Genomic DNA, 23,929 nt, shown 5'->3' on the forward strand with positions numbered 1-23,929 from the left:
CTTCCTACTTCCTACTGTCTACTTCCGACTATGTTCTAATCCGCAAATCCGATTCTTGCCTGAAAGTGGCATTGCGTCATGTCGTCGGCGTTCATTCCGAAAATATACGCGTGGTGGTTCGTGTTCTTGAACCGCACAATGTTTACCTTGCCTGCGAGCGGAATCTGTGAGATGTAGTTTATCTGTATCGAACGGATCCTGCGGCTCTTGAGTTCCTGCGGATCGAGCGAGTTTGTCACCCAGTCCACATAACGGCAGTGGTTCACGTGCTTGTTCATGTCCAAGTCGCTGTACTTTGCGATTTCTGTCGCTACAATTTGCGGGTCCACCTGCGGATCCAAAATATCCATCATCTCGGGGAGCGCGTTCTTGCCCGGAATGAGCGGAATCGGGTACGGTGCGTTGGCCGGGTTTTCGGCCTTGCCTGTCTTCATGTTCACCAGGAGCCACGATGAGGTCGCCTGCGCGATGGAATGCCCCTGCGCATCGAGGATGGAATAATCCTTAAGACAGACTTTGTCCTTAATAATGTCCTTTGCCCATGTCGAGATGGAGAGCTTCTCGCCCCAGACCGGGTGGTGGTGCATTCGGATTTTCAGTCGCGTGATGACCGTGGTGTAGCCAGCCCTCATCATCTTCCAGATGCCAAAACCGTTCTGTTCGGCGTCGGCGATGGCTGTTTCTTCCATGAACAAGAAGAGATTTGAAAGCTTGAGTCGGCTGTGGTGGTCGCAATCCGAGAATCGCACTTCAAAATTTTTGGTAGTGACTTCCGGTTCCATGTTTTTCCTCACGTGGTTGTGTCCTTTTCGAGCCGCTTTGGACGTCTTCGAAAAAAAACTGTATGTGATAATAATGTATAATTTTTATCGTATGAACGAGTTCCAATTCCGCCCTAGTTTTATTCAACTTCCTGCTTACCATTCTTTTGAGGGGTCTCTTTGCCTGCCCGGGTCAAAGAGCATCACGAATCGCGTTTTTTTGATTTCTGCGCTTGCCGAAGGTACGACGCACCTTAAAAATTTGCTTAAAAGCGATGATACCCGCTATATGGGGGAGGCGTTGCAGCGCCTGGGCGTGAAAATTGATTTTACGGACGATTTCAAGGATGCCGTTGTCGTAGGGCATGGTGGCCCGTTTGACGGCCCAAGTCCGTCTATTGAGCTTTTCCTCGGGAATGCGGGGACTGCAATGCGCTCCTTGACGGCGGCGCTCTCGCTTGGCTGGGGCAAGTTTATCTTGCGTGGCGAAGAACGCATGAGCGAACGCCCGATCCGCGACTTGGTCGATGCACTCCGTACGCTGGATGCTGATATCAAGTATCTGGAATCCGAAGGCTACCCGCCGGTCCGCATCAAGGCCGATGGCCTCAAGGGCGGCGATGTGAGTGTCCGCGGGAATATTTCGAGCCAGTACCTCACGGCGCTTCTGATTTGCGCCCCGTACTGCAAGTCTCCGCTCCATATCCATGTGGAAGGCGAATTGATTTCTGCGCCGTACATCGAACTCACGCTCGACGTGATGAAGCGATTCGGTGTTGACGTGCGCCATGACGGTCTTACGGATTTCTACGTACCGCAGGGCTGCTACAAGTCCCCCGGTGAATTCTTTGTCGAAGGCGATGCAAGTTCTGCAAGCTATCCGCTTGCCGCTGCCGCAATTGCCAAGGGCAAGGTACGTGTGCTCGGTGTCGGTAAAGAGAGCCATCAGGGCGATGTCGGCTTTGCGAAGGTCCTCGAGAAGATGGGCGCAAAGATTGAAATCGGTCCGGACTGGATTGAATGCGATGGCCGCGGTTGTGAACTGAAGGGTCTCGACATGAACCTGAACGATATCCCGGATGCGGCGATGACTGTTTCCGTGCTCGCGCTCTTTGCAAAGGGTACGACTACGATTCGTGGCATTGGCAGCTGGCGCGTGAAGGAAACGGACCGCATTGCGGCCATCTCAGCAGAACTGCAGAAAGTGGGCGCCCGCGTGATCGCCGACATGGATACGATTACGATCGAGCCGCCGGAACAGTTGCAGCCGGCAACGATCGAAACTTACAATGACCACCGCATGGCGATGTGCTTCAGTCTCGTTTCGCTCGGAGGTGTGCCCATGAAGATTCTTGACCCTGCTTGCGTGAATAAGACTTATCCTCATTTCTTTGAAGATTTCGGAAGGCTCGCTCAATGATAAATCTAGCCCAAAAGATAGTTGTCACAGGTTTTGCACGGCTTGCTTTATGCATCTGCCTTGTGCTTGGCGCCTTTGCTACTGAAGCCGCTGCTTCTGACACGCTGTCGATTTGGGTTATGGATAACGGCCTTGGATCGAAGAACGCGATGATTCGTCTTGTGAAAAAGTTCTATCGCGAGACGGGGATTCCCGTAAAGCTGACGTCCTTGACCTGGGGCGAGGCTTTTAACAGGATCGCGCAGACATTTGCGGATTCGAATGAGGTTGCCCCGGATGTCATTCAGCTGGGTTCAACGTGGGTCCCGCATTTTGCTGCGGCTGGGCATATTCGTCCGGTCGATTACCTGATGCCGCAAATTGATTCGGCAAGATTCTTGGGCGAGGGGCTTCGCAGTGCGCATATTTCGGGACGCCCCGAGATGTATGCCGTGCCGTGGTTTATCGATGTCCGCGGATTCTTTGTAAACGAGCGCCTTTGGCGGGAACTGGGCTTTGAAGATGCCGATATGGACTCGTACTCGCAGTTCTTGGGAGTGCTGAAAACGATCGCAAGTTCCGATTTGAAAAATGAATCTGGAGTCAAGGTGACTCCGTTTGCGCTCCCGGGCAAGGATGACTGGGCGGGGCAGCAGTGCATGGCGCCGTTTGTCTGGAGCCACGGAGGCGATTTTGTGGTGCCGTCGGGCAAGGGGTACCGCAGTGCGCTTCTAGATTCGAATACGCTTGTCGGTCTTGCGCTTTATGCGAAAATTATGGGCGATGCGCAAATGGCGCCTCATAGCTTGTTCGAAAACTCTTCGGATAATGCCGATGGCTTTGTGCGCTCGGAACGCGTGATCCACTATGGAACGTCGGAACTGATCAAGCAGCTGGAATATTCGGCAGAAGCCGGTGGCCTTGCTAATTCTGCAATCGCGAAAGACGGCATTAAGGTCCTGGAACTCCCTTCTGGACCGCATGGCAAATTCTCGTTCATGGGCGGGAGCCATCTGGCTCTTGGCAACAAGAAGGATACGTCCAAGTATGCCCTTGCCGAGCAGCTGCTTGCCTACATGCTCCGTGCAGACAACATCGATGCGTTCTCGCGTCAGGTTGGGTTCTTGCCTGCGGACAGGAGCATTCTCCACATCTGGAACCGCGACTCGCGCTATTCTAAGATTGTTGCTGGCCTGGAACATAGCCGCAGCTTCCCGAATATCCCGGAATGGGGCGAGGTCGAAAAGATCCTGATTGACTTGTCGAATGGCATGGGAACTTTGTTTGTGAATACGAAGAACAAGAAACGCCGCAGTGCAATACTTGCCAAGATGGTTTGCGATGCTAATGCCAAAATCAACAAGGTGCTGGATTTCCCGGATACTTTGGATGACTCGGAACGGATGCATTGGGCACAGCAGTTCTTCTTGTATGATTATAAGGAAATTTATCCGAAAAACTCTGCAAATATTATTGGACGGTATGAACTGCCTTCTGTTGACGAATTTAAGTACAAGCTGGTTTCTTCGAAGTATTTGCTCGCTATTCTGGGTGCAGGCGTTTTGTTGCTTTGCGTGATTGTGGTGTGCTATAGAAGAAGGAAAAAGTAGTTCGCGATTATGAATAAGTTGTTTAAAGCTGTATTGTTGCTGTTTCTTGTAGCACCTGTTTTTGCGCACGTGAATGTCGCTCCGTATAAAAGCTACGTCGATTCGCTTTTGCCGGGGACGACCTTTGGAATGTCTGTCCGTTCTGTTAAAATGGGCAAAGAAATAGGGAATGTGAATGGTAATGAGTTCTTCACTCCGGCAAGTACGCTCAAGACCTTGACGACGGCAGCCGCTATCCATTTTTTGCCGCTGGACTATGAACCCAAAACAGAAGTTACTGTTCTTGGCGATATTGAAAAGAATACGCTTACGGGTTCCCTTAAAATTCGTGGCGAAGGCGATCCGAACTTTTCGGCGAGATATTACGATGATCCGTTTTACATGCTGAATGCGATGGTGGATTCCGTGCGTGCGATGGGAATCGATACCATTGTCGGTCGAATTGATCTGGACACGAGCTATTATACGGGACCGTGGAAAGCCGAAAACTGGCGCCGGAATTTTTATGATTCCTGGTATGGTGCCGAAATCGGCCCGCTTGGATTCAACGATAACTGTGTGACGATCCGTTTTTGGCCGGGATATTTTCGCGGTGACACGGCAGTCGTGTCGATACAGCCCGATGTCGGATACGTTAAAGTTATCAATAACTTGAAGACGGTGAAGGGGCATAAGAAAAAGTGGGTCTATGGAATCGACCCTGTAAAGTCCGTGATTACCCTTGGCGGAACGATTGGCGAAGATGTCGATTCTGCAAGCATGGTGCTTCCGATTCGCAATCCGATTGGATACTTTAGGGCCGCTTTCATGTATGCGCTCAAGAATCGCGGGATCGTATTTAAAGAAAGCAATTCTGTCGCATCAGAAACGGAACTCGGGAAGTTCTCGTTCTCGGCGGCGCCACTGCTGAGCTTTCTCGATGAAATCAATCAGCGTAGCCAGAATTTGCATGCCGAAACGCTTTTGAGAAATCTTGGTGCGCAGATTTCAGGCGAGGGCAGTGTTGAAGGTGGCCGTAAGGCCGAACGCAAGTTCCTTTTGGAGATGAACCTCAATCCGACAGATTTCGATGTCTGGGATGGCAGCGGCCTTTCTCCCGAGAACAAGGTGAAGCCCTCTACGGTTACGAAAATGCTTGCGAAGATGGCGCGACATCCGAATGGCGAATATTACATCAATAGTTTTGCAAGTCCCGGCGTTGGCTCTGGTGCTAAGCGCATGATGAATTTGGAAGCTCCGTGGCTTACGCGGTTCAAGACGGGCTACATTGCAGAAGTCCATGCGCTGGTGGGCTATATCTATACGATGGATGGCGACACGCTGACGGCGGCGATGTATTTGAATGGCACGAATACCAATCCGGACTGCAAGAGCAAGGATGTTCTTGATACGCTTTGGATGCGCCTTATTGGCTACACGAACAACAATTACAACTCTCTTTTGAAGATGAAGACGCTGTGGCTCGATGCTCAGGGCGTTTCCGGCCTCAACAAGCGCTTGGACCACTTCTCGAAAATGCTCTTGGGAACGCCTTATAAGCTTGGCCCGATGGGCGAAGGCCATTTGGACCCGGTTGAAGATAAACCGTTAGTTTATCTAGACTCCGTGGATTGCGTGACGTACCTGGAGCAAGTTGTCGCGCTTGCGATGTCGAAAAGCGAAAAGTCTCTGTATCGTCAGTTGCAGCGGCTTCGCTACAAGGGCGGCAAGGTAAGCTACCTTACACGAAAGCATTACCTGCTTGACGATTGGGTCGGCGAAGGCAAGTATGCGAAAGTCATCCCGATGGAAGGCGAAGTTTCTGTGACACGCACGATGCCCAAGAAGGAGTTCTTCAAGAATCACAACGTCAAATACACGGGCAAGGAGACACCGGTCAAGGTCCGCTATGTGCCACTGGAAAAGGCTGTTGAAATGGCGAATAAGACGTACAAGGGCGCGATGAAGGTCCTTGGAATGGGAATTGTCGGATCGTCAGAAAATATTGACCTCACGCACACGGGATTTGTAATTTATTATCCGGGGCAAAAGCCGGTGCTGCGCCACGCCTCATCGCAAAAGAAACAGGTTCTGGAAGTTCCGCTTGCAGAATACTTGCAGACCCGCAAAGTGCCTGGTGTTACCTTCTTCAAGTTTATACAGCATTAGTTTGAATTGCGGACAAAGATATTCTAGTTAAGAGTTCTGAGTTACTAGTTACTAGAACGCCATAATATGTAAATCTCTAGTAACTCTTAACTAGTATCTAGTAACTGCACCGAAGGTGTCTACAGCAGAGAATCTAGTGCGACGATGGCGACAAGGCTGTGCTCGGTATCGCTGGATTCGAAAATTGTCCATGCGTCGGGCGCCCACCCGTAGGCGTTTGTCGTGAGTTCGTTGCCCATCGCAATTTCGGCTGCTTCGACTTCTTCCCATTTGATTTTCCCGGCGGGCGCCTTGTAGTAGCGCAGCATACCAATCGCGTCCATCATTTCGGGATAGTTGTCCACAAGTTCGTAAACACAGTCCTTGTAGCTCTTGCCGCTCACGCGCACGACTTCAAAGGTCCTGTTGTCCTGAAGGAACTTGGAAAGGTCATCACGGTGCATTTCGATTTTGGCGCCTTCGCCGAAAAATGTTGAAAGTTCGCGGAAAACGTCCGAATCCTCTTCGAGAAGCGGCGCGAGCCTCTTGATTTGCGATGTAATTTCTTCTGGCATATGTAAAAAGTAGTAAGACTCTAGCGTCGGCCAAGGTATTTTCTTCGCAGTAGCGCGCAAAACGAGTGTTGCGACGGGCTGCTTGCAGACCGGCATAACCGAGTGAAGCCGCTGACGCCGTAGGCGTCAACTCCGAGCTGGGGCCCCTCCCGCATAATAGACCTTTTTTTTGCGTTTTTATAGCGAAGCTCTTTTTTCCTAAAAAACATACTTACTATCTTTATGGCGAAAAAGGGCTCCAGGGAGGTACCTTGGGGCAACCGTTTCGATTGTCAAAGAATTAAAACGAAGGAATTATGGCAAATCGTGTTGTTATCGGCTCCCAGTGGGGCGACGAAGGAAAAGCCAAGGTTGTAGATTTCTTAACGCTCGATGCAGATATTATCGTGCGTTTCCAGGGCGGCGCTAACGCCGGTCACACTGTGGAAGTTGGCGACAAGAAGTTCGTCTTCCACCTTATTCCCTCGGGCATTATGCACCCGGACAAGATTTGCGTCATCGGTAACGGCGTCGTGCTCGATCCGATCCAGACTCTGAACGAAATTGCGGACCTCCACACGAAGGGCATCAACCCGGAAGGCCGTCTGTTCATCGCTAACAACGCACACGTCGTGCTCCCGTACCATTCCACCTTGGACAAGGCCAAGGAAAAGAAGGCCGGCAAGGCTGCTATCGGTACTACGGGGCGCGGTATCGGTCCGTGCTATAGCGACAAGGTGAACCGCATTGGTGTGCGCGTGGGTGACCTCATGGACGAACGCGAACTCCGTCCGCGTGTCGAAGCCATGGCCAAGGTTCACAACGAAGAATTCAAGGTGATGTACGACGTTCCTGAAATCGATCCGGAAGTGGTCATCAAGGACTACCTCGAACTCGGTCAGAAGATCAAGCCGTTCGTCGCCGACGTGAGCGAAATGCTCTACAAGGCAGTCAAGGAAGGCAAGCGCCTCGTGTTCGAAGGTGCTCAGGGCACTATCCTCGACGTGGACCAGGGAACCTACCCGTTCGTGACCTCCAGCAACACGGTTGCCGGTTACGCAAGCTGCGGTGCAGGCATTGGCCCCACGGCTATCGACCAGGTTGTCGGTGTCGTCAAGGCTTACACGACCCGCGTGGGTAACGGTCCGTTCCCGACCGAACTTTTGGACGAAACGGGCGACACGCTCCGCAAGATCGGTAACGAATACGGTGCAACGACTGGTCGTAACCGCCGCTGCGGTTGGTTCGACGCTCCGGTGGTCCGCAAGGCTGCCGTGGTGAACGGTCTCACGCACCTCGCTATCACCAAGCTCGACGTGCTCGATACCTTCGACACGATCAAGATCTGCACTCACTACGAATGCGATGGCGAAAAGATCGAAAACTTCCCGAACCAGCTTTCCAAGGTCGGACGTTGTGTGCCGGTTTACGAAGAAATGCCGGGCTGGAAGTGCGATACCACCAAGTGCCGCAAGCTCGAAGAGTTGCCGGCTAACGCTCGCAAGTATCTCGACCGCATGGCCGAACTTGTTGGCGTGAAGATCGGTATGATCTCTATCGGTGCCAAGCGCGACCAGAGTATCATCGTTGATCTGGACTAAATAAAGAAAAGGGGAAGATAAAATGGAAACATCCACAGTCGATTTGTTGAAGGGCGTTGAACTCTTCTCGGAATTAAACGAAGAACAGTTGGGGATGATTGCTAATCTGGTGATCGTCAAGAACTACAATCGTGATGAGACTGTGGTCCTGGAAGGAGACGATTCTGTACAGGCTTTGTACTTAATCGCTTCTGGATCCGTGCAGGTCTATATGACTGGCATCGATGGTCGTGAAACCATTTTGTCTTTCCTTGAACGCGGGGACTTTTTCGGGGAAATGTCGCTGATTGACGGCGAACCCCGATCCGCCTCCGTCCGTACGGTGACCGACGCGAAGTTGCTCGTCATCCACCGTGAATCGTTCCTCAGCCTCATCCGCAAGACTCCTGAAATTGCAATGGCTCTCATGAGCGAACTTTGCAAGAGGCTCCGCAAGGCGAATAAGCAGATTGGTTCCTTGTCTACAATGTCTGTGTCTGGCCGAGTGGCGGGAACGCTTTTGAATTTGATGCAAGAACGTGGTGTTCGTATCCATACAGACAACGGAAACATGGTGACTGTTATTCACAATCGCCCGACGCAGCAGCAGCTTGCCGATATGTCTGGAACGACCCGCGAAACGGTGAGCCGTATTTGTTCCATGCTGGTGAGAGCGAATGCTATTGCGATGACCGGCAAGGATATCGTCATTTTTGACGAAGATGCGCTCCAAGAAAAAGCTACTAAGGGCTAAACCCAAGAATTTGTTATGAATAAAATAAAGTCGCTTTGGAACAAGGTTAGACAGACCGCCATTTTCAAGGCTTTCGTCATTTGGATTGTTGTTGTAATTGCGCTTGTCTTTATGGTCGATAAGCTTTTGATGCCTGCATTTGCAGGGGCTTTCGCCAGTACGGGCAAGGTGCCGAATCTCGAAGGCATGACGGAAAAGGCTGCGGAAGCGGCTTTGACTGAGGCTGGTTTTAAGGTCGAATGGGTCAGCGAAGGCCGCTACAGCTCCCAGGTGCCTGCGGGCATGGTGCTTGTGCAGATGCCGAAGGCTGGACGCACGGCAAAGATTGGCCGCACGGTGAGACTCACGAAGAGCCTTGGACTGCGCAAGGTTGTTATCCCGGATTTGCGCGGCAAGAGCCAAAAGCAGGCTGATATTTCGCTTGCCCGTGCAGGACTTGTCAACGGAGGCACGGTCCAGGGCGCTCACCAGAGCATCCCGCGTGGTGCCGTGATCCGTACCATCCCGCTTGCAGGGGATACGGTCCGTGTTGGCGATACGGTGAAGGTCGTGATTTCGGCTGGCGCTACGACCGGTAGAATTCTGCTCCCCAATTTTGAAGGCATCCTGATGGACGAAGTTTATCCGCAAATGGATAAGCTTGGTTTCAAGGTGGGTTCCATTAAGCGTCAGAAGAGTGAAGATGGCGCTCGTCCTGGTTCTGTTATCGAGACGTCTCCGAAGTACGGCGACTATCTGAAACCGGGTTCGCGCGTAAACTTTATTATTGCTGACTAGAACTGTTTCGGGAGCTTTTGATGCGTCGTGTCTTTTTTTCGTGGATGCTTTCTTTGGGAATGGCGGCTCTGAGCGCTTGTTCTTCTGCACCTGCAAAAAAGGCTGATGCAAGCCCCAAGACTTTGACATCTTCGGATTCCGCCCTCATCCAGAAGGTTGTCGAATCCAAGAAGGAAACGCCCAAGGTCGAGGTGGACCTTGAAGCGGCCCATGAATTTTTCTTCCTTGCCAAGAACATGGAAATGCGTGGCGACCAGCGTGAGGCCGATTTCTTCTGGAAGCAGGCTTACAAGGCCGACCCGACGAGCCGTTACTTAGGCTTTGGCGTTGCCGAACGTCTGGTGATTGCCGGCGAAGATTCCTTGGCTCTCGTCGAAGCGAAGAAGGCTTCTCGGCTCAAGGGTAAGCGTACGGCTGCGCAGTATGCGTTGCTCGCTCGTCTTTACGTGAAGGCTGGCGAAGCGGATTCGAGCCGCAAGTATTTTGTGATGGGGTTGGATTCCTCGCGCTATCAGGACATGGCACTCCTTTATGATTACAGCCTGTTCCTCGAAGCTGCCCGCGATGAAAAGGAACTTGTCCGCGTTTATGATATTCTTTTGCCGAAGGTCAATTATATCTCTACGTTGTTCCAGCGCCAGCTTTCGCTCCTCCTAGACATGGGGAAGGACTCCGCTGTTGTAGATCTTTTTGGCAAGGCCCATGAAGCGACTGGCGACAAGCAGATGCTTTTGCAAAAAGTTCGCGGCCTTATGGCCATGAAGCGCTTTAAGGAAGCCAGAGCCGTTGTAGATACGCTCACGAGCGCAAAACCCGAAGACGAAGAAATGACGATCATGGTGCTTTCGTCATTGCCGGGAGATAGCGCCTATGCGTTTGCGCGGAAGAAGTACTTTGAAGATGGCGTTAAGACGCCTGCCGTCTTGTGTTTTATCGGCCAGTACGAATATGACATCGACATGCGCGACAGCGCAAAAGTGCATTTGCTGCAGTCCGTCGATAAGTTGCAGGGCCAGCCGAAATATGCAAACCGCGCTTACCTTGGGCTTGTGAACATTTTTGCGAGCGAACAGAATTATGCCGAAGCGATCAAGTACGCCGAAAAGTCCGATTCCGTGTCGAACGGAGATACGCGGATGCTGCTTGCTTCTGTGTATGCGCTTGCCGACAAGTACGACAAGGCGTTCCCCTTGCTCGATTCCCTCATGAAATTCTGGGAGACGTGGAAGCCCCTTCCGGGTGTTGTCGATTCTGCGAATCTGGTTCAGCTGCAAAATGAAGCGCAGATCAAGTATTTGCAGGTGCTCGACATTTATTCAAGAGCGCTCATCGGTGAAGCTTTGGATTTCGAAAAAGACGTGCGCGCAGATTCTGCAAAGAAAGCCCGTGCCCTTGATAATCGCAGCAGGGCCGAGGTCATGCTTGAAACGTTCTTTGCAAAGGACTCCTCCTATAATCGGGTGCGCCTTTCCATGGCCATGAATCTGGAACGCCTCAAGCGCTACGATGAATCTTTCCGCCATTTCGACTTCTTGCTGAAACAGAAGGATTTTTCTCCGCATGAGTTTGCCTCGATGCTGAATTATTACGGCTATTCGCTTATTGAAATCAACCGGTCGGTCGCAGAAGTCGAGAAGGGCTACAAGCTTGTACTCGATGCCCTTGTTATTGAAAAGGACGGCGAAGCGAAAGATGCCTACCTGGATTCCAAGGCTTGGGGCCTGTACCGCTTGGGCCGCTTTGACGAGGCTTACCAGGCGATGCAGTTGATCGACAATAAGAAGATGAGCCGTGATGACGTGTTCTGGGAACATATGGCGGCCATCCAGGAAGCTCTTGGCCTGAAAAAGGAAGCCAGGAAGTCTTACAGGAAGCTGTTGAAGCTGAACCCGAAGCATCCTGCCGCCTTGAAGTTCTTTGGCAAAAAGAAGTAGGTTCTTATGACCGTGGCTAAGTACGGCGCCTTATGGCGGGAACTTCTTTTACTTCTTTGTCTCGCATTCTTTTTGACGGGCTGTACCGGCGGAAAGCCGGCTACGGACCCGGTTACATTAAAGGATCCGGTCCCAGCAGACAGCCTGAAGGCTATATTTTCGCTTACCATTCATTCGCCTGATGGAAAGTCTCACGACCTGGATGCAGTCCTGTTTTCTGTTCCGAATAAGCGCTATCGTATGGAACTCACGGGTTCTCTCGGCATAGGCGTTGCCTCGCTCCTCTGGTTGCCTGAACGCTGGCAGATGGTTTTCCCGACGGAGAAAATGTTCATGGAAGGTGCGGGATACATGGTAGGACTCTTTAATGATCCGTCGCTCCCGCTGGTGCATATTCATCAAGTCGCTGGGCTTTTTGACGGGAAGGTGCTGCCCGAAGGTCTCGAAGAAATTTCTGTGCGCGATTCCGTGAGTTCTGATTCCGCTGTTGTAAAAATTCACGAAGCTCGTGATGCCATGACTCGCCATTACATCTATGCCGAAAAAAATGGGGAAGTTCTCTGGCTTGAAACGCTTGGCCGTGACGGCAAAACAGAAAGGTTAAACATTGAAGAGTACAAAGAATTCTCTGGAGTGAAGACGCCCTCGAATATTTCGTTTGTCCGTGAATCGGAAGCATTCCTCGAACTGCGCGTTAGGCGCGTTTCCCGAGGCAAGCCTTTTGGTACAGGAACCTGGCGCCTCAATATCCCGAGAGCCTATCAGCGCATCGGTGGGCAATAACTATTGACTAATAACTATTGACTAATGACTATTGACTAGTAACCAATAACTAGTAACTTTTTCCTTCCTACTTCCTACTTCCTACTTCCTACTTTTATAAATTATAATCATGAAGTTAAATGCCAAGTTTTTCGCATTGTTTTTGGGGGTCCTCTGTTTTGCGTCTTTTGCGCATGCGGTGGACACGCTTGAAGTTTTCGTGCTGCGTGTGCAGTTTAAAAAGGAGTCTCCCGACAACTCGCTTACAACGGGTACGGGACCTTTTGACACTGACACGGCCACATACAATCTGGATCCTTCCGGTAGTCGAGGGAATAAGCATTATTGGAGAAAGCATCTAGATTTTGCGAACTCCTATTATCAGGCGGCAAGCGGTGGTACGCTTGTCATCCGTTCGACGATCTTCCCTGAGGATGGAACGGCCTACGAGCTTGATAAGACGATGATAGACTACAACCGTACCCAGAAGATGAAAGGCGAAAAGACGGCTGAGTTTGATGAGGCCCGCAGCCGCGATTACTTGCGCTTTGTGTACGATGCTGTAATGAAAGCCCATAACTCTGGCAAATCTCCGTTTAAGGTTCCGCTTTCGAAAAACCCGAATACAAAGCGTGCGTTTATGATTGCCCATGCGGGCGCAAGCAGCCTCCTTGATGGTGGCAGCATGGGGATGAAGGGGGCCAATACTCCAGGCGACATGTTTGACGCCTATATTTCCAGGGCTTTCTGGTCTTTCTTGCCGGATACGCTTCCGGAAGTTGTGATTGCGAAGGATTCTGTAGACAATGGGCTTGTGCTGAAGGGGGCCTCTATTGACACGCTCCGGACGGTTATGGTCGTGAGCGAAACGGCATCTCAGGATGGACTCAACTGGGGAATTAACGGTATCGTGGTGAACCAGATTGGGCGCGAAATTGGAATGCCCAATACGTACGATGCAGTCAAGGGGATATCCCGTTTAGGTTATTTCGATATGATGGACTTTGCAGGTTATAATGCGGGCAACGGGTTCTTCCCGGTGCTTCCTGCGGCTTGGGAACGCGCTTACATGGGCTGGTCCCAGGTCAAGGAAGTGCGCCCCACGGCGGGCCATCCGGTGTCGGTTGATATTGCTGCTGCGGGTAGCGGCCTCGGGACTGAAATCGTGAAAGTCGCCTTGAGCGCTAGTGAATACATCCTGATAGAAAACCGTCAGCGTTCTTGGGACAAGGATGGCTATGTGGAGGTTTACCTCGGCAAAGCGGAGCAGAACAACGATACGACGGATTTGCGGTCTATTCTTGTCGATAGCTTGAATACCGTTTTTGAAGACAGTGTTTGCACAAAGGGCAAATGCGTACCGAACAAGAAAAAGGCGAAGGGCCTTGTGCTTGGCGTGAGCAGCTTTGATGCCGCACTCCCTGCAAGCGGTATTGCCGTGTGGAAGGTGAATGACTGGTTCTTGCGCGAATCATTGCCGGCTGGGGCCGCAAACCTCTGGCTTGGCGATGACCTTCGTGATCATCAGTATGGGCTTTCGCTTGTGGAATCCGACGGGGTCCTGAGCATTGGCAAGACTTTCAAGAACGCGATTGGCGAAGATGCCTACGATTTCGGTAGCGGTTCGGACTTGCTTCCGCATGTACGCTATTCGAAAACGAAGAAGCCTACGGATACGGTGATGACGATTTCTCCGGATGGTTATGCCAATACGGCGACAACGCAAGGCGGTTATACAGGTATCAAGATTTCTGTGGAGGTTCCGAAGAAGGCTCGTGTCGAAAAGACGGCGAATGCTTTCATGGGCGATAGCGTCCTGAATTTTGCGGCTCCCATAATTCGCGTGACGATTAGCGTCGATGACGGCAGCATCGAGAAATCGAAGTTCCCGAAAAATGTCGGGCTTGCAAATGCGGTGCGCGGTGCCGTGTTTGTCAATTACGAAGATGACGAGACGGGCAAGGCGATCGTGTTTGCCTCCGAAGATGGAACGCTCCAGGCGATGAACACTCTTGGCGATACGCTTTTCACGGCAGATACGGTGGTGACGCAGAAGTCTCTTACGCGAAACGGCGCAAAACGGGAAATCCCGCTGTATCGCGTGGGGGCTGGATATGGTCCGCTCGTCGGAATTGCAGGCGATGGAGAACGCGTATACTCGTTGCATAAGGACAAGCTTGTACGAACCTCGTTCAATGCCGGTGTTCCGATATCGGATGTGATGGATCTGAAGAAGTCTGTTTCGGGCGCTCCGGCAATCAAGTCCGTTGAGGCTGGCCCGGTTGTTGCAAATTCTCACCTCTTCTTTGCATCGGATTCGGGATTCTGGACGGTGAATCTGGCCGATGACATGTCGCGCTCGTTTACATCGACAGAGGGCTTGCATCCGCAGGATTTGGCTCTTTGCAAGGTGGACAAGAAAGATTTCTATGGTGTTGTTGTAGGCGAAGAAGGCAAAATCTTCATGCGCAAGTTTACGCTTGAGAATAAGCCTGAAGTGAAGCCGAGCTTTAGCAATCATAAGGCGGGCACGGCGCAGGTGAAGGCTGCGAAAGGCGAAGTGTTCCGTGTTGCCTGTACGGACCTGGACCGCGATGGTACTGTTGAAGCGGTTGTGCTTGGCAGCCGCGGAACGGTTGCAAGTGTCAAACTTAGCGAAGGTGGTGAACAGCCTGTTGCATGGACATACGTCTATAGGCGCGGTTCTGCCGGCAAGAGCGGTCTCAGGGATGAACTCTCCGGCATCGCTCTTGGCGATATCAATGATGATGGCTATCCTGAAATCGTGTTTCTCGGCGACAATCTCGTTTACGCGCTTGACCGTTTTGGCATTCCGGTAGACGGTTTCCCGGTGACGATCAACCGTGGTACTCCTGTTGCTGCTTTCCATAGCGATCCGTTGCTTGTCGATGTCTCGGGCGATAAGATTCCTGAAATTCTCGTGCCGTCGAGCGATGGGCTTGTTTATGCGTACACAGGCAAGGGCAAGCGCATTTCTGAGCGCTTCCCGATTGCGGCTGGCAGCTTTGAAATGACGGATTCCCTGCAACAGAACATACCGATGAGTATTTTTGTTGCTGATGGTGTCAAGGAATCCAAAGGCCCTGAAATCTATGCGTTCCACAGAAATAATGTAACGGCGTACCGCCTGGACAAGGCATCTGACGGTGCCGAAAAGGCAGCTGCAGCATGGGCGCTCCCGGCAGGCGGCAACGAACGCACTGGGTTCTTCGATGCTTCCAGGCTTCCCGACGTTGATGCGGTAAAGGCAAAAGACGAAATCAAGGACTTCTTCATTTACCCGAACCCGGTGCGTGGCGGAGATGCGAAGGTCCGTATGGAACTTGGCGCAAAACCGCAATCGATTAAGCTTGAACTGTACGATATCACTGGCTTGTGCGTGTTCAAGACGAACATCCCGGATGGCATTGCTGGCAAGAACCAGGCTAATCTGGACCTGCGTAGTCTCGGCAGTGACATTTATACGGCCCGGCTTAAAGTCAAGTTCGAAAGTGGCAAGACAAAGCAGAAGCTTTATCGCGTGGGCGTTGTCCGTTAATTCCTGAACATGGAGCTAGTTATGCGTTTGAGACATCTGATATCGCTTTGCATGCCGTTTGCATTCATGACGTTTGTGGCATGTACGGCCAGCGGTGACGCTGTTGAAGGGAAGCAGGTGTTTCCCATAGACACAGATAGTGGTAGCAAGTCTAGCTCGGATTCAAAATCATCTTCGAGCGTCAAGGCTCCGGATATCGACCCTACGGTTTTTGGCATGTTTGACTGGGTGAAAATTCCCAAGTCGACGATTACCCGTGGCGTGAATTCATTTGGTGTAAATTCGTTTAGCATAGCAACGACCGAGGTTACGCAAAAGGTTTATGAATTTGTCATGGGCGGACTGCCCAAGCAGTCAAAGGCCGGTGACGAAAGGGCCGTTTCTGACGTGAACTGGTATCGTGCGGCGCTCTTCTGCAATGAATTTTCGAAGCTTGCCGGGCTTGATACGGCTTATGTCTACAAGTCCATTACCGCAGATTCTGTTTTGAAGGATCTGAGCATCAGGTATTCAGTGGCGTCCATAAGGCTTCCGACTGAAAATGAATGGGAAATTGCGGCCCGTGGCAAAACGACTACAACCTATTACTGGGACAAGGATGTGGCCTCCAAGTACGCCTATTACGGACAAAATTCCGGTCCAGATGAAGTGGCTCAAAAAACGCCGAACGCCTATGGACTTTATGACATGGCTGGTAACGTTGCCGAATGGGTAAATGACTGGTATGACGCTTATCCGAAAAAAGAAAGCGATAACTATACCGGCCCTAAGACAGGCGAATACCGCATAGTGCGTGGCGGTGGCTGGTCGGACAAGGTAACGGCGTTGGCGCCGAAAGAACGTGAATGGTTGGATCCGGCCCGCTCAAAGACGACTCTTGGCTTTAGACTGGTCTATTCTACCGGTTTTTAAAGTTTGCGCTCGATAGCCTTCCTTGAAAATTTTTAGATTATAGCGCATGAAGTATGCCTATGCGCTGACTGCAATGCTTTGCGGATTTTTTGTGGGCTGCTCTGAACAGAAGTCGGAGCCGCTTCCTGATTTGCCACCCGTAGAAATTCCTGCGGATGTTTATGGTTTTTATTCGGGGCAAATGCCCTGTGATTACTGTGACCGTCGCATTGTGGATATGGATTTGCTTAGTGACGGAACGGTTTTGGCTGTGCAAACGACTGTGAAGGGGACTGCCCAAGTCGATACGCTTCGCGGAACTTTTGTATATGCCGATAGCATTGTGAAAATGGATCTTTCCGATAAAACAGTCCATTGGGACTTTAAGCGCGATAAGGTCGGCAACCTGGCCTATATGAAACAGGGAGATGTTTTCCGCGATGCTGATGGTATGAAAGCTGTGATGGTTCGTTTTTATAAAAAGATCAAAAAGTAAGTGAGAGTCTATGTTTACAGCCCTAATTGCCGATGATGAACCGTTAGCTCGTGTACGCATGCGCTCCTTGCTCGAAGCGTATTCGAGCGAAATTGAAATTTTGGGCGAAGCGTCCTCTGGGGCGCAGACGATCGATAAAATTCACGAACTCGATCCCGATGTCGTTTTTCTGGACATCCAGATGCCGGACATGGATGCGTTTGAAGTTCTGAAGACGCTCAACGAAGACGATATCCCGCTGATTGTTTTCACGACGGCGTACGACAACTTTGCTCTTCGCGCTTACGAGGAGAATGTCGTCGATTACCTCTTGAAGCCGATTGACCCGGAACGCTTGCAGGCGACTATGGCAAAGCTGCGCAAGCGCATGCCTCTTGAAAGTGGGCAGGGCGTTCCTGCCGATTTCTCCTGGGAAAAGTTCAAGGAAATGATGAGCGTAAGCGGGCTTTACATGCAGCGTTTGCAGGTGAAACAATCCGACCGTATCCTGCTTATCAATATGGACGAGGTGATCCGTTTCCAGAGCGAGGAAAAGTATACGACCGCTTACACGACCACGTCGCAGTACGTGATTGACCTTACCCTTGTGGAACTGGAAAAGCGTCTTGATCCGCGTCAGTTTGTCCGCGTTCACCGAGCGCATCTCGTCGCTATCGACTATATCTCCGAAATCCGGAAGACCGATAGTGGCCATCTCTGTGTTGTGCTTCGCGACAAGAACAGGACGCAGATTGCCGTGAGCCGTAATTTTGTTAAGACTGTTAAGAGTCTGTAATTTGGAGTTTTGATGGAACCGACACCTCAGAAAAAGTCTGCAAAGACATTTCTCAAATCTTTTACGCGTGAAATTATTGTCCCAGTTTTCCTTGCGCTAATCGTTATCCAGTACGTTATTCAGGCGTTCCAGATTCCGAGCGGCTCGATGGAAGATTCCCTCAAGACCGGCGATTTCCTGCTTGGCCTCAAGTTCACTTACGGTTCCCCGATACCGTTCTCGAACCAGAAATTCCCGGGATATGCTGAGCCGAAACACGGCGATGTCGTCATTTTCCGCTATCCGGGCGAACCGGAATACCCTGACAACAATCCCAAGCGCTACACGCACCTGTTCAATGCGCTCATGCTCGGGAATTACTACTGGGACCACGCTCCTGAAAACGGCCAGCCGCATATTGTGCATTATGCCGATGGCCCGAAGGATTACATCAAGCGCTGTGTTGCCGTGAGTGGCGATACTGTTGCCGTGCATGGCGGCAAACTTTTCCTGAATGGCAAACGTCAGGACTTGCTCCCGGCATTTGGAAAGTGGACGGCGAGTGTGCGTACGCTTTCCCCGCGAGACGAAGTCGAAGAGTTCGTCGTGCCTTCCGCAGGCGATACGCTGTATGTCGATTCTCTCCCGATGGTGAAGCTCTGGTGGCTGCGCTCGCTCGTGGCCCAAGAAAATCCGGATTCCTCTGTGAACCTGGAACTGTCTCTGTTGCGCGATGGTCGTGAAAACAACAATTACGTTTTCACGGATTTCAGGTTCCCGGTGGAAAATGATCGCGGCCTCTTGCTGAATGCTATGCTTTCCAGGAATCAGACCATGATCCAGCAGCGCCTTACGCTTGGCGATACGTTGTCTGGTGCGATGCCGTTCAGCTATTTCAGGGAACTTGCAAAGATTGGCTTTTTGCCGATGCTCGATCCGCACGATCCGCAGCTGAATAGCGGCTTTTCTCGCCTTGTAAGTTACGTGTCCTTTGAAGGCTCGATTCTTCAAGATCTCGAAGGCAATGTGAACCGTTTAAATGCGGTTGCTCCGGCTACGGAATCTGCAGATTCTGCTGAAGTGCCTGAAAAGAACCATTTTGAAATCAAGCGCAACCTTTACCTGGGTTCCGAAAAGATTGACCGCTATGTCGTGAAGTACCCGCAGTTCTTTATGATGGGCGACAACCGTGACAATTCTGCCGATAGCCGTTATTGGGGACTGGTCTCGCTCCGCAACATCCGCGCCAAGGCTTTTGTCATCTATTTCTCGTTTGAAAATGATGATGGTAAGTTTGCCCTCGGAAACCCGCTCACGTGGTGGCGTATTCCGTTCCGTATCCGTTATACCCGCATTGGTAAAATTATTGATCTGATTAAGTAAATGAAATTTTCGAGTGTGGCATATTTCTTGGCGTCATGCCTGATGATCGCTGCCTGCGCAACGCAGGTGGCTCCGACGGGCGGTCCTGAAGACAAGCTCCCGCCGCGTGTGGCTGGGGTGTCTCCGGCGCCAAAGACTGCGAATCATCCGAATGAACTTTATGTGAAACTGGAATTTGATGAATGGATCAACGCGTCGATTCCGCGCGGTGCTATTACGATTTCGCCTCCGATTGAAAAGAAGTTGAGGTATGAGGTTCACGGGAAGACGCTCGAAGTATATTCACGTGCGGAACTTGATACGGGTACGACTTACACTGTGACATTTGCTGGTGGCATCAAGGACTTGCGCGGAAACGCTCTTGCAAAGCCGTTCCAGGTCGTGTTCTCGACTGGCGCTACGATTGACTCGCTAACGCTGAACGGGCGTGTGATGGTTAGCGATTCCCTTGTCCGCAAAAAATCTTACCCGAGCGTCGGCCTTTATTTGATGGGGCCGGAACGAGAATCGAAACGCTATCTCGAAAAGTACCGCGATACGGTCACGAGGGTCCTGGATTCCTTGCCGATGCTTACAAAGGAAGAACCGCTTTACCTCACGGCTGCGGATAGTATTGGAAACTTCTCGTTTACGGGCCTTAAGGCAGGGCGCTATCGAGTGGTTGCTTTTGTGGATGGAAATGGCAACCACAAGATTGAGCCATCGTCGGAACTTGCGGGCGTCTGGATTTCGGACTTGGCGCTTTCGGAAACGACTCAGGACACGCTCTGGATCCCGCTTGCTGACATGGACACCTCGCATGTGGAGCTGGAGTCGGTTTCGCAGCCGTTTGCAAATGTTCTCGAGGCGAAGTTTTCGCGCCATGTCTATTTCGATTCTGCTTTTGCGGATACGTCAAACTGTTATTTGGCTTCGTCTGCCGATACGCTTTATCCGCAGCTTGTGTATCTTGGTACAGAAAGTGCGCCAAGGTTTTATTTTGAACCGAAGCCCAAAGACGATGAGCTGTATAAATTTGTCTGCCGCAATGGCAAGGACTCTTTGTCCAGGGTTCTTGATTCTGCCAGGAATTATGCGGAAATTGAATGGAAGGAAATGGCGGGGGATACGCTTGCTCCAAAGATCCAGTCTGTGAAGGTCATGGGCAAGGCGAAAAATGCGTTCCCGGATGACTCGCTGATCGTGATTTACAACAAGCCTGTCCTTGATTCCTTGAAGGATATGTTCTTTATCGTAGAAGGTAAAGATACGACTCAGGTCTCCGTGAAAAAGCTGGACCCGGTTCGCTTTGTGGTTGTCCGTGGAGAACCGTGGCCGACGGATTCTAAGTTCAATCTATTGCGTGGGTATTCTGATACGACACTGGCTAAGGCCGATAGCAATGGCGTCCGTGATACCGTAATTAAAACAAAGTACGAAAACAAGCTCCAGTTTGAAACTGTATCCAAGTTAAAGTTAGCTTCGCTTGTGGGTAAGATTCCTGGTGCGAAGTCTGGTGCGCTAGTTCGTCTAAAATCTGTAGAAACTGGAAAGTTCGAATACGCGAAGTGTTCCCCTTATGGGGTGTTTTCTTTTAACGACCTCGTTGAGGGCGGTTACATTATTGACTATTATTATGCTGACGAAGGGACAGATTTGCCAAGTGGCGGGTCTCTGAACCCCTTCAGGTTTGGCTCAGCTTGGCGAACCCCGATTGATACGTTAAAGATCAAAAGTGGCCCAAACGATTTAGAACAAATGATGCCGAACCTTCCGGCATTGCCTTAAAGGATGGATTAAGATGGTAAAGATTCCAGCATTTGTAGCGCTTGATTTGGAAACGACAGGTCTCGATTTCGAAAAAGATGAAATAATCGAGGTCGCGCTCGTTCGCTTTGAAAACGGCGAACCGAAGGAAAATCTCGATTTTCTGGTGAAGCCGTCTTCTGCGGAACTCCGACCCTTTATCGAAACGCTCACTGGAATCAACAAGGCTGATCTGGAAAATGCTTCGGATTTTGCGACGATTGCAGGCCAGATTTGCTCCTTTGTCGGTTACCTCCCGATTGTCGCGCACAACGCCGTTTTCGATTCCAAGTTCTTGAAACAGACTTTTACCAAAGTCGGGATCTCTTACGATGCCCACGTGTTCTGGGACTCGCTCACGCTTTCGCGCATTGCCTTCCAGGATGTGCCGAACCATCGCCTCGATACGCTCGTGCAGGAACTTGGCATTGAACGTAGCCGTGCCCACCGCGCCTTGCCCGATGCCGATGCCTGCGGACGCTTGTTCGTGAAAGCTCTCGAAAAGATCTCTACGATGGACCCGTGGATCTACGATGCCCTTTCCAAGGTGGCCAAGGGTTCCGGCTACGAGACGCTCTTTACTTCGAACGTCGAAAAGCTTTCTCCTCCGAAGTATAAGTTGCCCGCAGCTCCTGCTGTGGAAGCTTTGCCCAAGTCCAAGGCTCCGCGCGTAAGCGAGTTCTTCAAGGAAGGCGGGTTCATCTCGTTTGTCGTCGATGATTACAAGCCGCGCCACAACCAGCAGGATTTTGCCTCGGTCATGGAACGCAACATGTACAAGGGCGGCCTCTGCGTGCTCGAAGCTCCGACCGGTTCTGGAAAGACTCTGTCTTACCTCATCACCGCCGCGAACAAGGCTATCACGGGTGAACGCGTACTCATCAGTACCGCAACGCGCACCTTGCAGGAACAGCTCTGGACCGAAGCGATCCCGCAGATTGCAAAAATTTACAATGGCGAACTCCGTCCGGCGATTTTGAAGGGCCGTGACAACTACCTTTGCCTCCGCAAGTTCGAAGAACTGCTGATGCACCCGCAAACGCTCCTCTCCGCCGAAGAACGCGATTCCTTCATGGCTCTTATCCCGTGGGTCCTCACGACCGAAACGGGCGACATCAACGAATGCAATTCCTTTAGCCAGAGCCGCAATCGTGTGCTTTGGTCCAAGCTTTCTTGCAGCGCCTCTTGCTGTAGCGGCGAAAACCACTCGCATCACGAAAACTGCCCGGCTCTCATCGCAAAGCGCAAGGCCATGAATGCAAACATGGTGCTTGTGAACCATTCGCTCTTCCTTTCGGATTTGCAGCTCGACTTTGCGTTGCTTCCGGCTTACGAACACATCGTCTTTGACGAAGCGCACCGCCTGCCCGAAATCAGCAATCAGGTGTTTGGCCGCTCCATCTCGTTCTTCGGATTCAGAAATATCGCGAAGACGCTTGAGCCTTCCAAGGCCGGTGGCGATGGCCTCATTGCAGAAATTGCAAGCCGCATTCCGGCAGAACAGCCGGAACTCCACGAACTCTGCGACAAGCTCTGCGAAGCCCTTGGTGAAGCCGAAAAGGCTCTGCACCGCTTCTTCATGAAAATCGGCAAGAAGCTTGCCAAGCAGAAGAATGGCCGTAGCGGCTTTACGTACACGAATAGCATCCTCGCTGAATACGAAGCGGACCCGGCAACGTTCCTCGAGCAGTACAATAATGCACGTGGCTTTGCCGAAAAGCTCGTTGCCGCTACTGCGAACATGGACGGCCTCAAGGGTATCGTGAGTGATCTCGATAGCCGCATGACTGAAATCAGCCACTTCATCTCGGACTTTGAATTTGTCACAAAGGCGGGCCGCAGTGATTGGGTCTTCTACATGGAAGAACCGTTCAACCCGCATACCATCAAGCTGCATGCGCTCCCGCTCCACTCCGGCAACGTCTGGAGAGAAAAGTTCTATCCGTGGATCAAGTCTGCAACGTTTACATCGGCAACGCTTTCTGTGCAGGCTGACCTCACGTACTTCTTGCAGAAGATGGGCATGGACAATTTGCGCTTGAGCAAACAGCCGTTCGTGCGCGTTTACACCGAACAGTCCGACGTGAACGATCGCCGTTCCGTGATGGTCGCAAAGTTCCTCCCGAAGCCTTCGGCTCCGGAATTTGGCGATGCCTTGAACGATACGCTTTTGAAGGTGCTCCCGAATGTCGAAGAAAACACGATGGTGCTCTTCACGAGTGTCGCAACGATGATGAAGGCTCAGGCCGTGCTTGCCCCGGCATTTGCCGAACGCAACAAGCTCTTGCTTTGCCAGCATGTCGATGGTTCGCTCGATGGCCTTGTGGCGATGTTCCGCAAGGAACGCGGCGCTTGCTTGCTCGGCTGCCAGAGCCTCTGGGAAGGCGTGGACTTCCCGGGTGATGCACTCAAGCTGCTCGTTATCACCAAGCTCCCGTTCCCGAACCCAAGCGATCCGCTTGTTGCCGGCCTCACGAACGAGATGAAGGCTGCCAACAAGAACTTCTTCAAGGATTACTTTATCCCGGAAGCTTACATCGAACTCCGTCAGGGCATGGGTCGCCTCTTGCGCTCCGATTCCGATTCTGGCAAGGTCCTCATCCTGGACAACCGCGTTGTCCTCGAACGCTACGGCAAGACCTTCGCCCGCATCTGGAATTTCAAGAACCGCATCGCAGGCTCCGTCTCCGACATCGAACGCTTCGTGAAGTAACCCGCGGCATTGTTACCCCGGACTTGTTCTCTTTGACCACTTAGAGCTTTAGCTCTTACGTGGTCATGATCCGCGAATGGGGACGGGGTC

The 23,929-nt window shown here is 51.5% G+C and carries 17 protein-coding genes; 15 read left to right on the plus strand and 2 right to left on the minus strand.

From position 1 onward, the window contains the following. Positions 1-35: 35 nt before the first annotated feature. Positions 36-782 (minus strand): acyl-[acyl-carrier-protein] thioesterase, encoded by a 747-nt coding sequence (locus tag B7990_RS12595; protein ID WP_088641269.1) that lies wholly within the window; start codon positions 780-782, stop codon positions 36-38. A 91-nt stretch (positions 783-873) separates the two neighbouring features. Between B7990_RS12595 and aroA the strand changes: the two genes are divergently transcribed. The 3 genes from aroA to dacB are packed head-to-tail and all read left to right on the plus strand — an operon-like array spanning position 874 to position 5,918. Continuing rightward, positions 874-2,181: a 3-phosphoshikimate 1-carboxyvinyltransferase gene (gene aroA, locus B7990_RS12600; RefSeq protein WP_088641270.1), complete on the plus strand. Its 1,308-nt coding sequence runs from the start codon at positions 874-876 to the stop codon at positions 2,179-2,181. Then, positions 2,178-3,770 (plus strand): extracellular solute-binding protein, encoded by a 1,593-nt coding sequence (locus B7990_RS12605; protein WP_088641271.1) that lies wholly within the window; start codon positions 2,178-2,180, stop codon positions 3,768-3,770. The genes aroA and B7990_RS12605 overlap by 4 nt, the downstream gene beginning before the upstream one ends. 9 nt (positions 3,771-3,779) lie before the next feature. After that, positions 3,780-5,918 carry a D-alanyl-D-alanine carboxypeptidase/D-alanyl-D-alanine-endopeptidase gene (gene dacB / locus B7990_RS12610; protein WP_088641272.1) on the plus strand — a complete coding sequence of 713 codons (2,139 nt, stop codon included), beginning with the start codon at positions 3,780-3,782 and terminating at the stop codon, positions 5,916-5,918. A gap of 119 nt (positions 5,919-6,037) precedes the next feature. On the opposite strand, the gene B7990_RS12615 is transcribed toward dacB, so the two are convergent. Further along, complete coding sequence (locus B7990_RS12615) at positions 6,038-6,472, minus strand: hypothetical protein (protein WP_141099283.1); 435 nt, start codon at positions 6,470-6,472, stop codon at positions 6,038-6,040. Between the two features lie 296 nt (positions 6,473-6,768). Between B7990_RS12615 and B7990_RS12620 the strand changes: the two genes are divergently transcribed. The 12 genes from B7990_RS12620 to B7990_RS12675 all read left to right on the plus strand — a co-directional run bounded on the left by B7990_RS12620 (position 6,769) and on the right by B7990_RS12675 (position 23,839). Next, positions 6,769-8,052, plus strand: coding sequence for an adenylosuccinate synthase (locus tag B7990_RS12620; RefSeq protein ID WP_088641274.1), 1,284 nt, complete (start codon positions 6,769-6,771; stop codon positions 8,050-8,052). 22 nt (positions 8,053-8,074) lie between these two features. Next, entirely contained in the window at positions 8,075-8,785 is a 711-nt protein-coding gene (locus B7990_RS12625; protein ID WP_088641275.1) for a Crp/Fnr family transcriptional regulator, read from the plus strand. 15 nt (positions 8,786-8,800) lie between these two features. Then, entirely contained in the window at positions 8,801-9,562 is a 762-nt protein-coding gene (locus B7990_RS12630) for a PASTA domain-containing protein (protein ID WP_088641276.1), read from the plus strand. 20 nt (positions 9,563-9,582) lie between these two features. After that, entirely contained in the window at positions 9,583-11,496 is a 1,914-nt protein-coding gene (locus B7990_RS12635; RefSeq protein ID WP_088641277.1) for a hypothetical protein, read from the plus strand. A gap of 6 nt (positions 11,497-11,502) precedes the next feature. After that, positions 11,503-12,279, plus strand: a complete 777-nt coding sequence (locus tag B7990_RS12640) for a hypothetical protein (RefSeq protein WP_088641278.1) — start codon at positions 11,503-11,505, stop codon at positions 12,277-12,279. A 109-nt stretch (positions 12,280-12,388) separates the two neighbouring features. After that, on the plus strand, positions 12,389-15,817 hold the full coding sequence (locus B7990_RS12645; protein WP_088641279.1) for a hypothetical protein: 3,429 nt from the start codon (positions 12,389-12,391) through the stop codon (positions 15,815-15,817). 21 nt (positions 15,818-15,838) lie between these two features. After that, the gene (locus B7990_RS12650; protein ID WP_254917525.1) at positions 15,839-16,729 is read left to right on the plus strand and encodes a formylglycine-generating enzyme family protein; all 891 of its coding nucleotides are present in this window, start codon (positions 15,839-15,841) and stop codon (positions 16,727-16,729) included. 46 nt (positions 16,730-16,775) lie between these two features. Next, positions 16,776-17,204, plus strand: coding sequence for a hypothetical protein (locus B7990_RS12655; protein ID WP_088641281.1), 429 nt, complete (start codon positions 16,776-16,778; stop codon positions 17,202-17,204). Positions 17,205-17,214: 10 nt separating this feature from the next. Further along, positions 17,215-17,979 carry a LytTR family DNA-binding domain-containing protein gene (locus B7990_RS12660; protein WP_088641282.1) on the plus strand — a complete coding sequence of 255 codons (765 nt, stop codon included), beginning with the start codon at positions 17,215-17,217 and terminating at the stop codon, positions 17,977-17,979. 12 nt (positions 17,980-17,991) lie between these two features. Beyond that, positions 17,992-19,341, plus strand: coding sequence for a signal peptidase I (lepB, locus tag B7990_RS12665; RefSeq protein WP_088641283.1), 1,350 nt, complete (start codon positions 17,992-17,994; stop codon positions 19,339-19,341). Between the two features lie 15 nt (positions 19,342-19,356). Next, positions 19,357-21,108, plus strand: a complete 1,752-nt coding sequence (locus B7990_RS12670; protein ID WP_254917526.1) for an Ig-like domain-containing domain — start codon at positions 19,357-19,359, stop codon at positions 21,106-21,108. 13 nt (positions 21,109-21,121) lie between these two features. Beyond that, a complete protein-coding gene (locus B7990_RS12675) occupies positions 21,122-23,839 on the plus strand; it encodes a helicase C-terminal domain-containing protein (protein WP_088641285.1) in 2,718 nt (905 codons plus the stop codon). Positions 23,840-23,929: the final 90 nt, after the last annotated feature.

Origin of the sequence: Fibrobacter sp. UWB4, from assembly GCF_002210345.1 — a bacterium.
Lineage (GTDB): Bacteria > Fibrobacterota > Fibrobacteria > Fibrobacterales > Fibrobacteraceae > Fibrobacter.